At 42.3% G+C, this 13693-nt stretch carries 1 protein-coding gene; it reads right to left on the bottom strand.

The window, feature by feature from the left end:
• Positions 1–10: 10 nt before the first annotated feature.
• On the bottom strand, positions 11–13474 hold the full coding sequence (locus tag AC1RJ8_RS11710) for an Ig-like domain-containing protein (RefSeq protein ID WP_492954196.1): 13464 nt from the start codon (positions 13472–13474) through the stop codon (positions 11–13).
• Positions 13475–13693: the final 219 nt, after the last annotated feature.

The following is a 13693-nucleotide window of genomic DNA, read 5'->3' as shown; positions in this document are numbered from 1 at the left end:
AATCCTCTTCTTATCTAATCAGCGTTACTGTACCTTTTCTTAATGATGTTGTTCCATTGGTGAATGTAATGTCAACCATGTACACATAAACTCCGGTCGGTTGATTTACCCCTTTGAAAGTTCCATCCCATCCATTTGCAACATTATCTGATTGGAATATCAATTGACCCCATTGTGTGAAAATGCTCATTCTGGCGCTTGATATGGTATTACCATAGATTAAGAAGGTATCATTCTTACCGTCGTTATTCGGTGTAAATGCATTTGGTATGTAAACCTGATCTCCAAAAGGATTAGCTGCTTTACCAGTTACCGGAGTAGAATTTGCACTGGTTTGGCACTCAATCTGACCTCTGGCTCGTACAATAATGGTTACACTTTGATCTGGTTTTAAGCCTGCTACCAAGTAAGTTGTTCCGGTTGATCCGCCTGTTGGGTTTACCCATGTTAAGCCGTTATCTTGAGAAACTTCGTAGGCGGTAGCACCTGCAACAGCAGCCCATGCAAAGGTTACACTATTTGGTGTTGTGCTTTGTACCACTACTACTGGTTTTCCTAATACTGGCAGTACATTAACCGTAACACCCGTTCTTGTTGGACTTGCACAACCACCTACTGCTATTGCTTCTACATAATAGATTGTGGTAGTAGTTAAGTTTGGTGTAGTAAAGGTTATACCTTCTGCCAATACAGACCCACCAGAGCTAGCTGCATACCATCTGTAAACTAATCCTGTTACCGGGTTATTAACCGTTAGTATGGTTGAGCTACCTGCGCAAAGTGTTCCATTTGCTGCTGTTACTGATGCTGGTGCAACTGGCACTGGTAGTGCAATTACATTTACCGGTGTTCTAGATGATGAAATACAAGTTCCGTTTGCTCCCTCAACATAGTAAGTGATGTTTGCATTAACTGCAGGTGTTGTAAAGTTTACGCCTGTTCCTGCTAACGTTCCGCCTATTGCTGCAGTGTACCAATTGTATGTTACACCGGTTTGAGGATTTGTTACCGTTAATACAGCCGGACTTCCTGTACAAACATTAACAGATGTTGCTGCTACTGTTGGCACTGTAGGTTTCGCATTTACAGTTACGGTTACTTTAACACGGCCACCGTTGTTGTTACAACCTCCTGTACCGATTGCTAAGATGTAGTAATCTGTTGTTGCAGCTAAGGCTGTTACATTGAATATTGTACCAGTGAATAATAAATTACCACCAGTTGCTGCATTGTACCATTCGTAAGTAACACCTGCCTGTGCATTGGTTACTGTTAGGGTGGCTCCATCACCCGCACATATGCCTCCATTCGGAACAGATACCACTGGGTTGTTTGGTGATGCATTTACGGTAATGGCTACTGCCCTCGCTGTTGCTGCGGTATTTTCACATTTATTATCGCCTTTAACCGTTACATAATAAGTTGCACTTGCAGTTAATACCGGTGTAGTAAACACTGGGCCAGTAAACACTACGGTATTTAAAGTAGCATCACTGTACCAGGTAAATATTGGGTTCGTAACCGTTGTGCTTGTTGCGGCCAATGTTGCTGCAGTACTTGCACAAACTGAAGTTGATCCGTTTACGGTAATATCTGTTGCCACAGCAATTGGATTAACTGTAACCGTTACTGTTTTCGCATTGGCTGCAGTGTTTTCACATTTATTGGTTCCTTTAACAGTTACATAATAAGTTTTGGTAGCTGTTAATACCGGTGTGGTAAATATTGGTCCGGTGAAAGCAACACTGGTTAACGAAGCATCGTCGTACCAGGTAAATACCGGATTAGTTACTGTTGTTGAGCTTGCATTAATTACCGCAGTTCCAGAACCACATACCCTCGCAGGTGTAGATAGGGTAATGTCGGCCGCTGTTGCAACTGCATTTACATTAACGGTTACCACTTTAGCATTTGCGGCAGAACTTTCGCATCTGTTATCGCCTTTTACGGTTAGGTAATATTTAGTTGTTGCGGTTAATGCCGGTGTGTTAAAGGTTGCTCCAGTAAATACTGGCGTTGTTAAAGCTGCATCGCTGTACCAGGTAAATATTGGATTGGTTACTGTTGTGGTACTGGCAACTAAGCTGGCTGACGATCCTGCACAAATGGTGGCATCTGTTGCAGTAACATCAGTTGCCGAAGCTACCGAGTTAACAACAATGTTAACAGATTTAGCTGTAGCAGCGCTACTTTCGCACTTGTTATCGCCTTTTACAGTTACGTAATAAGTAGTGTTGGTCGTTAATGTTGGTGTGGTAAATACAGCACCTACAAAAGCTACATCAGTTAAGGTTGCGTTGGTATACCAGGTAAATACCGGGTTAGTAACTGTTGTACTACTTGCCGTTAATACTGCATTAGATCCTCCACAAATATTTGTTGATCCATTTACAACAATATCACTTGCAACCGCAATCGGGTTAACTTTAATGGTTACTGCTGCTGCATTTGCTGCAGTGTTTTCACATTTGTTAGCACCTTTTACGGTTACATAATAAGTAGTAGTGCTGGTTAATACCGGTGTGGTAAATATTGGTCCGGTAAAGGCAACACTTGTTAATGAAGCATCATTGTACCAGGTAAATATTGGACTGGTTACTGTTGTTGAACTTGCATTGATTACTGCTGTGCCCGATCCACATACTAGTGTTGGTGTTGATAAGGTAATATCTGCAGCTGTTGCACCTTGATTAACATTAACTGTTACCACTTTTGCAGTGATACCTGAGTTTTCACATTTGTTATCACCCTTAACTGTAACATAATACTTAGTTGTCGCCGTTAATACCGGGGTAACGAATGAGGTACCTACATATGCTACCGAAGTTAAAGCAGCATCGTTGTACCAGGTAAATGTTGGGTTGGTTACGGTTGTTGTACTTGCTACTAAGGTAGTACCAGATCCTGAGCATATTGTTGCATCAGTAGCGGTTATGTCGGCAGCAGTAGCAACCGGGTTAACAGTTATTGTAATTACCCTAGCTGTACCAGGTGCATTTTCACATTTATTATCACCTTTTACGGTTACATAATAAGTAGTAGTGCTGGTTAAAGCCGGCGTCGTATATGTTGCACCAATGAAACTTACATTGGTTAAAGCAGCATCGCTGTACCAGGTAAATACAGGGTTAGTTACTGTTGGCGATGTTGCACTTAATACTGCCGATGATCCTGCGCAAGCAGTTGTGCTTCCACTAAGAATAATATCGGTAGTTGTTGCCAAAGGATTAACGGTTATTGTTACCGCTTTAGCATCTGCAGCGCTGTTTTCACATTTATTGGCGCCTTTAACGCTTACATAATAAGTAGTGGTGGCAGTTAATCCAGTTACTGTGAAAGTTGGACCTGTAAATACTACACTTGTTAATGATGCATCGCTATACCAGGTAAATACCGGTTGAGTAACGGTAGTACTCGAAGCCATTAACATTACGGTAGAACCTGAACAGATTTGAGCATTGCTTACCGCAATATCTGCAGAAGTTGCAAACTCTTTAACGGTTACGGTAACAACCTTAGCATTTGCAGCCAAATTCTCACATTTATTATCACCTTTTACGGTTACATAATAAGTGGTGGTTGCATTAAGCGCAGGTGTAGTAAAGCTAGCACCTACATAAGCCACTGTTGTTAAAGTAGCATCGCTGTACCAGGTAAATACAGGATTGATTACTGTTGTTGTTGAAGCAGACAGTGCAGCTGTAGATCCTTTACATATTGATGCAATTCCGTTAATGGCAAGGTCTGAATCAGTAGCTGCAGGATTAACCGTAATGGTAATCGATTTTGCAGTAGCTGCTGTATTCTCACATTTATTATCGCCTTTAACCGTTACATAATAGGTGGTGGTTGAAGTAAGTACTGGCGTAACGAAGTTTGCACCAGTAAATGCTACTGTAGTTAAAGCCGCATCACTGTACCAGGTAAATACCGGGTTGGTTACAGTTGTGCTTGTTGCATTTAAAGTAACTGAAGAGCCACCGCAAACTGTGCTTGTTCCAGCTAAGTTAATATCAGCTGGAGTAGCAACAGGATTTACCGTTACGGTAACCTCTTTTGCATTACCTGCTGTATTTGCACATTTATTTGTTCCGCTAACGGTAACATAGTATTTGGTAGTTGCGGTAATGGCTGGCGTATTAAATACTGCACCAACAAAAGCAACCTGTGTTAAAGCAGCATCAGTATACCAGGTAAATACCGGACTGGTTACTGTTGTACTGGCTGCAGTAAGCACCGCTGTACCAGAAGCACATAATGATGTTGTTCCGGTTACTGTTACATCCGCAGCAACTGCTGATGGATTAACAGTAATAGAAACCTTGGTACGTGTTGAGTTTGAACAACCCGCTCCACTTATGGCTTCCACATAGTAATCATGTGGTCCTACTGCAAGCGATGCAGGCGTAGTAAAGCTACTGTTGTTAGTTACCAACATGTTGCCGCCTGTAGCAGCATCGTACCAGTTATAAGTAATACCTGCAACAGCCTGTACACTTAAGGTAGCTGGTGAGCCGATACAAGTTGTAGCTGGATTTGTAGTTGATGGAATCGGTGCTACTGCCGGAGGTAAAATAGTTACCGTTACTTTGGTTCCTAAAGTCTCGCAACCATTAGCTGTTGCCGTTACCGAATAGGTATAAGTACCCGCAGTTAAAGTTGGATCTGTTGTGAAAGTTGCTCCATCTTTTCCGGCCTGATAAGTTGTGCCTAAGTACCACTTGTACACTACACCTGCTTGAGGGTTCTGCACGCTCAATGTAGCAGATGAACCTTGACAAGCACTTGCTGTAGCTGCAGTAACTGTTGGCGTGGTGATTACACGTTGTGCATAATCTAAATTAACAGATGTTAATGCTCCTAAAAGACCTGAGCTTAATCTCAATTCTGCCCCATCAAATTTACTTGTTGGAACGAAGGTTAATATAGCCGATGTACCTCCTGATAATAATTTTAAGCTGATTAATGGGTTAGATATAGAAACCGCATCGTTATTGCTGGTTGTACCCTGGAAAGTAGTTACCGTTAAGTTGTTTAACACGCCTACCGAAAGCAATGCACCAGGAGTGGTAATTTTCACTCTTAAAGTATCGCCTACGTTTGATAGTCCTGTAAAGCCAACCTGGTGATAAACAGATGCACCAAGCAATCCTACTGGTATAACCAAACTAGATCCTGTATTGATATCGTTATCAACCGCAAAAGTTGGGTTGAAAACACCAGCCAATACAGCTACTCCCGTTACACCGCTTGCAACTGTTGTTGTAGCCGCTCCACAAGGTGTGGTTATCGGTGTACCGTTAGGAATTACAGTAACGGTTACAGTTGCCCTGCTTGTTGCAGTACAGCCACCAGGAATAGTAGCTTCCACATAATATGTAGTGGTTGCACTTAATTGCGGTGTTACGTAAGTTTCGCCAGTAAATACTGGAACTACACCATTTGCAGTAGTGTACCAGTTAATGGTTGCTCCTGCTGTACTCGACGTTGCTTTTAATACGGCAACAGAACCTTCACTGATGGTTACTGATGGTGGTGTAATTACCGGAACATCAATAGTTCCCATTATAATTTTAGCCTCAGTTCTTGCTGATGAGCTACCACAGCTATTTACTGCTGCTACAAAATAACTGGTATTTGCAGTAATTAAAGGTGTTGTAAAGTTATCACCTGTAAATACTAAGTTTCCACCTGTTGCAGCATCGTACCAGTTATAGGTTGTGCCTACAATTGGATTTTTAACCTGGAAAGTAACAGATGTATTCGGACAAGTATTAACAGATGCTGATAATAAGTCTGGCGTTACCGGTGCAGGGTTTGTAGTTACATTAACTACTGTTTTATAGCTTACACAACCAGTTGCAGAAACCGCTGCAACATAGAATTTAGTATCGCCTGTTAAAACTGGGGTAGTAAATATGATACCGTCTTTACCGGTTAAGTATGTACCTGTAGCATCGTACCATCTGTAGGTTAAGCTTGCTGACGGGTTGCTTACTTCAAGCTGTGCAGTTTGGCCCACGCAAGCCGTAACATTTGCTGATGCTACAGTAGGTGCGACTAAAATGCGTTGCGCATAATTTAAGTTAATAGATGTTAAAGCACCTAATAAACCAGAGTTTAACCTTACTTCTACTCCATCGAAAACATTCGTTGGCACAAAAGTGATTAAGGCCTGGGTATTACCGCTTAGCAATTGAATATTGATTAAGTTATCATTTAACAATCTCGAATCACCATTGCTACTGGTTCCAACATAAGTAGTAATGGAAGCGTTTCCTAATAACGAAAGTGATAGTAGTTTTCCTGGAGATGATACTAAAACACGTACCGTATCGCCAACTTTAGATAATGATCCAAAACCAACTCTTTGATAAACTGATGCACCAAGCGCCCCTACTGGCATTACCAATGAAGATGCGGTTTGTGTATCGTTATCAATAGCTAATGTTGGGTTAAACACGCCCGATAATAAAGCTACACCAGTAACACCACCAACTTGTGTTGTTGCTGCCTCGCAAGGTACTGGGTTTGGAGATCCATTTCCATCAACGGTGATGGTAACTTGTACGCGGCTTGCAGAAGTACAACCGTTGGTTGAAACCGATTCTACATAATAGGTTGTAGTTGCCAATAGTGGCGGTGTAACATAAGTTGCACCAACATAAACTGGTGTGGTTGAAGTGTTAGAAGTATACCAGTTGAAAGTATTGGTTGCATCTGCCGAGCTAGCTGTTAAAATTGCAGTTTGCCCTGCACTCACTGTTGATGAACTTGCAGTTACTACTGGTAAAGCCGGACGAGGATTTACGGATACTGCTGCCGCAGCCCGTGTAGTGCTTGTACAGTTTCCTTGAGATGCTTCTACATAATAAGTAGTTGCTGCTGTTAATGCCGGAGTTGGGAATACCGCGCCAGTGAATACTAAGTTTCCACCGGTTGCAGCATCGTACCATTTATAAGTTACCGCAGCATCTGGATTGGCAACCGATAAAGTTGCTGATGATCCTTCACAAACATTAGCAATTGTGGCCAATACTGGTGTTGGTAATGCTGGTGTAACGGTTACAGTTACCGGAACTCTTGTTACGTTCGGACAACCGCCTTTGCTTACCTGAATATAATAAGTAGTGGTAGCAGTTAAAGCTGGCGTGGTAAATGTTTCGCCAGTGGCCAATTGTGTACCACCAGTTGCAGCATCGTACCAGGCTAATGTTGTACCACCATTTGCTGTTGCAGTTAATGTTGCAGTACTTCCGGAGCAAATGGTTTGTGCGCCCGCTGTTACTGTTGGATTAGGGTAAATTACTGTTGCACCATAAACATCTAAACTGGTTAAAGCCGTAACTAATGCGCCGAAGCTTACCTGTACCCTATCGTAAGCGCCACCTGCTAATATAGTTGCAGTGAAGCGGTTACCTGATAACAGCTGGAGATTTAATAGTCCACCGTTTAATTGTACTGTTTTTACAACTGTAGTACCATTTAATACAGTAACAGTTACATTGTTTAATAAACCAACATCGGCTAAACCGGTTGGTAATGCTAAGTCTAAACGAAGACTATCCGTAGCTGTTCCAGCGTTAGGGAAAATTAATTGTTGGTAACCTGAGCCACCTACACCTACTGCAAGAGATATCCTGGTGAAGTTAGAAGGATCAGCATCAGTAGAATTTCCTGCGCCAGTTATACCGCACAATAAACAAATTCCGTTTATACCAGAGTTTTGTGAATTGGCAGCGTTACATGCAGTACCACCACCGTTATTTAATACGGTAACGGTTACTGGTACGCGGCTTGCACTTTTACATCCGCTGGCATTTGTAGTTTCTACATAATAAGTAGTAGTAGCCGATAATGTTGGCGTAGTAAATGAAGTACCTGCCCCTACCTGTGTTCCACCTGTAACAGCATCATACCATTGAATGGTATTTCCTGCATCAGCTGTTGCTAATAAAGTTGTAGACTGCCCGGCGTTAATTACCTGGCTGTTTGTGGTTACCGTTGCAGCAGTCGCTGGTGGGTTAACCGAAACATTAACTGCAGTTCTCGAACTTACTGCCGTTCCAGATACCGCCTCAACATAAAATACTGTTGGAGCAGTTACCGCAGGTGTTACAAAAACACCTGTATTATTGGTAACTAGCGGTGTACTTCCGGTAGAAGCATACCAGTTATAAGTTACGCCAGCTTGCAAATTGCTTACGCTTAATGTAGCTGGGCTTCCGGCACAAACTGTAGCTGCAGCAACCACTGGCGCATCAACCGTTACAGTTAAGCTATAGGCTGTTGTCGCTTTATTTCCATTTGCATCGGTTGCAGTTAAAGAGATGGTAAAAGTTCCACCTAAAGTTGGTGTTCCTGTAATTTCTCTTGTTGCGGTATTAAAACTTAATCCCGGAGGAAGGTTTGTTGCTAAATAAGTATATGGAGCTGTTCCGCCTGTTACCGCTGGTAAGGTTTGCGTTGGGTAAGGTGTACCCACAATACCGTTTGGTAGTGTTGCACCTGGTAATGATAAAACACCAATTACTTTAAGTGCATAAGTATTACTTGCGGTTCTGCCTTCACTATCTGTTGCAGTTACACTGATCGAATAATTTCCGGCCTGTGTAGGTGTTCCCGAAACTTCTCTTGTTGCTGGATTAAAAGTTAATCCGGCTGGAAGGTTACTTGCTACGTAAGTATATGGACCAACACCACCGGTTGCCGAAGGCAAGGTTTGTGTGGCATAAACTGTTCCTTCAGTTCCATCAGGCAAGGTTGCTGCTGGTAACAATAAAGGATCAACCACTACAATTGTATAGCTATTGGTTGCTGTTTTTCCATCAGCGTCGGTTACCGTTACCGGTACTGTAAAAGTTCCGGATTGTGTAGGTGTTCCTGAAATTGCTCTTGTAGCCGGATCAAAAGTTAATCCCGGAGGAAGACCAGTTGCCGCATAAGTATAAGGTGTTGATCCGCCTGTTGCAGATGGAATAGTTTGTGTTGGATAAACTGTTCCTGTTGTTCCGTTGGCTAAAGTTGCTGCTGGTAAAACCAGTGGATCAGTTACTTTAAGTGTGTAGTTAGAGGTAATGGTATTGCCATTAGCATCTGTTACTGTAACTGGAATGGTAAATGTCCCAATTTGAGTTGGCGTACCGGTAATTTCTCTCGTTGTTGGATTAAAGGTTAATCCTGGAGGAACACCCGTAGCCGAATAAGTATAAGGACCTGTTCCACCTGTTGCAGCTGGAATTCCGTTTGTAGTATAAGGCGTACCTGTTACACCGTTAGGCAATGCTCCAGGAGCCAAAGCCAATGCTGGCGTTACGGTTAAAGTAAAAGTTGAAGTTGTGCTACAGCCTTTGGTATCGGTTGCCACCACATCGAATGTTGGGTTACCGGTTGCAGTTGGTGTTCCACTTACCAAACCACTTGGCGATAAAGTTAAACCAGCTGGCAAAGTACTACCTGCAGCTAAAGTATAAGTATAACCAGGTGTACCGCCAGTAGCAACCGGAAGTTGTTTACTGTAAGGAGATGCAATGGTTGCATTGGTTAAAGTTGTACCTGCAAATACAATTGCCGGGTTAACGGTAATAACCACCGGAACTCTTGTTGTATTTGAACAAGTTCCTTTGCTTACCTGAACATAATAAGTCGTTGTTGCTGTTAAGGCCGGAGTTGTAAAGTTTGCACCTGTACCAACTTGGTTTCCTCCTGTTGGTGCATCGAACCAGGCTAAAGTAGTACCACCATTTGCAGTTGCACTTAATGTTGCAGTGTTACCTGAACAAATAGATTGGGCACCAGCAATAAATGTTGGATTAGGATAAACTACAGTTGCACCGTAAATGTCTAAGCTGGTTAAAGCCGAAACTAATGCACCAAAGCTTACCTGAACCCTATCGTATGCACCGCCTGCCAAAACAGTTGCTGCAAAACGGTTACCAGATAAAAGTTGAAGATTTAATAATCCACCGTTTAATTGTACTGTTCTTACAACTGTAGTACCATTTAATACGGTTACGGTTACGTTGTTTAAAAGACCAACATCGGCTAAACCAGTTGGCAAAGCTAAATCTAAACGGATGCTATCAGTAGCAACACCTGTAGATGGGAAAATTAATTGTTGGTAACCTGTTGCCGCAACACCTACCGCTAGAGAAATTCTAGTGAAGTTGTTGGCATCAGCATCGGTTGAATTACCTGCGCCATTTACAGCACATAATAAACAAATACCGTTAATACCTGTATTCTGACTATTCGCTGCATTACAAGCTGTTGCACCGCCCCCGTTAATTACGGTTACAGTTACCGGAACGCGACTTGCACTTTTACAGCCATTGCTGCTTGTAGTTTCTATATAATAAATTTTGGTTGCAGTTAAAACTGGGGTAGTGAACGAAGTCCCAGTTCCAACCTGTGTTCCTGCTGAAGGTGCGTCAAACCAGGCGATGGTATTTCCAGCATCAGCGGTTGCGGTTAATGTTGTGGTTTGGCCAGCGTTGATTACCTGGTTATTGGTTGTAACCGTAGCCAAAGTTGCTGGCGGGTTAACCGAAACCGAAACCGATGTTCTCGAACTGATTGCTGTTCCGGAAACGGCCTCAACATAAAATACTGTTGCCGAATTTACAACTGGTGTTACAAAAGTGCCGTTGTTACCGGTTACCAATGGTGTACTTCCAGTAGAAGCATACCAGTTATAAGTTACACCTGGCTGAAGGTTGCTAACGGTTAAAGTTGCAGTACTTCCGGAACATACCGTAGCAGAAGCTACAACCGGCGCATTTACTGTTACAGTTATTGCGTACGTGGTAGTTGCTTTATTATTGTTAGCATCTGTAGCAGTTAAAGAAATATTATAGCTACCACCTTGTGTTGGGGTTCCGGTAATTTCCCTTGTAGTTGGGTTGAACGATAATCCCGGAGGAAGGTTCGTAGCTACATAGGTATATGGCGAAGTACCGCCAGTTACCGCAGGTAACGTTTGTGGTAAGTATGAAGTACCAACAATTCCGTTCGGTAAAGTTTTGGTAGGCAAGCTTAACGTTCCAATTATTTTAATTGGATAAGTGTTGCTCGCTGTTTGACCTTGACTATCGGTAACTGTTAGGGTTATTGCATAATTACCTGCCTGAGTTGGTGTACCGGTAACTTCTCTTGTTGTTGGATTAAATGTTAATCCTGCAGGCAGATCAGTAGCTACATAAGTATAAGGACCAACACCACCTGTTGCAGCTGGCAGAACCTGGGTAGCATAAGCTACATTTTCTGTTCCATCTGGCAAGGTTGCCGCTGGCAATGCCAATGGACTATTTACAGTAATGCTATAATTTGTAGTTGCCGTTTTTCCATCTGCATCGGTTACCGTAACTGGTACGGTATAAGTTCCTGGTGTTGTTGGTGTACCAGCAATGGCTCTGGTTGACGGATTAAAAGTTAAACCCGGAGGCAGGCCTGTTGCCGAGTAAGTATAAGGTGTTGTTCCACCAGTTGCACTCGGAATAATCTGTGTAGGATAAGCCACTCCAGTTGTACCATTGGCTAAAGTAGCTGCAGGTAATAACAATGGATCGGTAATCTTGATCGTGTAGTTCGAAACAATGGTGTTTCCATTCGCATCAACTACAGTAACTGGAATAGAATATGTTCCAGGTTGTGTTGGTGTTCCGGTAATTTCTCTTGTTGTCGGATTAAAAGCTAAGCCTGGAGGCACACCCGTTGCACTATAAGTATATGGTCCTGTTCCACCAGTAGCTGCCGGAATAGTCTGCGTTGGATAAACCGTTCCTGTTACACCATCAGGCAATGCGCCTGGAGTAAGTACCAATGCTGCCGTAACAGTTAAATTATAAGTTGCAGTTGCTTTACAGCCTTTACTGTCTGTGGCCACAACATCGAAAGTTGAATTACCCGCTACAGTTGGTGTTCCGGTAATTGCACCAGCTGATGATAAAGTTAAGCCGGCTGGCAATGTACTTCCTGCGGCTAAAGCATAAGTATAACCTGCCGTTCCGCCTGTAGCTGCCGTTAACTGTTTAGAATACGCAAAACCTGGTGTAGCATTCGTTAATGTTGCCCCATTAAAAATAATTTGTGGGTTTACTGTAATTACAACAGGAATCCTTGTCGATTCGGCTGTACAGCCTAATCTTCTGGCAGCAACATAATAAGTTTTAGTAGCCGTTAATGCCGGTGTAGTAAAAGTACCATTAAAAGCAACCGTACTTATTGGTGCTCCACCTTCTATGGCTTCATACCATAGCAGCTCGTTGGTATTTGGCGTAGTTGCCGTTAACGCAACTGTACTATTATAACACGCATCAATTGCAGTGCTTGCTGGTGTTGGCCTGCCCGCAGAGCGGATTACCCCATAAACATTAAGCGTTTGTGTAAGGTTTAAAGTAACTACCGAACCTAGTGTTACCTTCACCCTGTCGTATACTACATTTGCACCTGGTGAAAAAGGAATCGATATCGGCTGTCCACTATTTAAAAGACCCAATAAATCTAAATTTAACGTAGTCGGAACTGATCCTGTATATACCAGGGTGCCGCCATTATATGCGGTTATCGAAATGTTCTGTAAAACTCCTGCTGTTAGCAACGCAGGGGTAGTAGCAAATCTCAGGTTAATATCGTCACCTGGATTTGATGGTGTTGCAAAATAAAAATTTTGGCTAATGGATGAACCAACGCCAAGTATGCCTAAACTAAGCTGAGAAAAATTATTTGGATCCGAATCAATTGCCCTTTCACTATTGGTTACACCTGAGCTACCCAATTGCAAGGCATCGAGCGTAATACCGGTTCCTTCGTACCCTGTAGTAAAAGCCTGTGCACAAGGATCAGTACCTGAAGTATAAAAAGAGTAATAAACCTTTGTACTATTAGTCGTTCCAAGCAAAAGTGCATTGGTTACATCTTTTAGAAACACCCTATCGTAAGCCTGCGTAGGGGTTATCGCTATGTAAAAGAAACCATTTGCATCTTTTACTAAGCGTAAATTATCTGAAGAAAATCCGTCTACACTATTACCACCCGTTGGCGGTACTGCTGTAGTACCATTTCTGGCACCTACCTGAAAAGAATGGTTTCCGAGAACTACTGTGCCACCTACATTAGCCAATAAAGTACCTAAACTACCGCCTAATAACCTGTTCAGGATATCTCCATCAAACTCTATTCTGAGATAAGATGTAACTCCCGCAGCAACCGAAGCCGGATATTTAAGTTCCAGCTCGCCACTATACGAACCTATGCCAACAGCAATTCCACCGTATGAATTTACAGTAGCAAAGTTATTGTTGTTTAATGTTGCATTTGTTGCATTATCAACACGATCCGATTTAGTGACAGTATTTGCAAATATTTTAGTTTGCGAATACGATTTGGCTGAGAAGAGCGTTAATACAATGATGATTGCAATACAAGCATTGCGAATTATCCCTGTTCGGGACGAGAAAGTACGAGTTTTCATCATGTCAGGCGTTATTTTAGGAGACTTACTATGTGCTAATGCTAATGTTTGGTAAAATATTCTGCAGGCATTATATAATTATGACAAATCTAAATCTAGAATAGTATCCTATCCTATCCATTGCTATTCATTTTTATGCAATCCATTTCATTCATTTTATTCATACAGGGCTTTCTTCGTGAATAGATTTCCTCAATTGTGAAATTATGATGACATTAGCGG

The organism is Pedobacter sp. GW822-FHT03F06 (assembly GCF_058801365.1).
The sequence above is the reverse complement of the archived record's forward strand: the minus strand, read 5'-3'. Positions and strand labels throughout refer to the sequence as shown.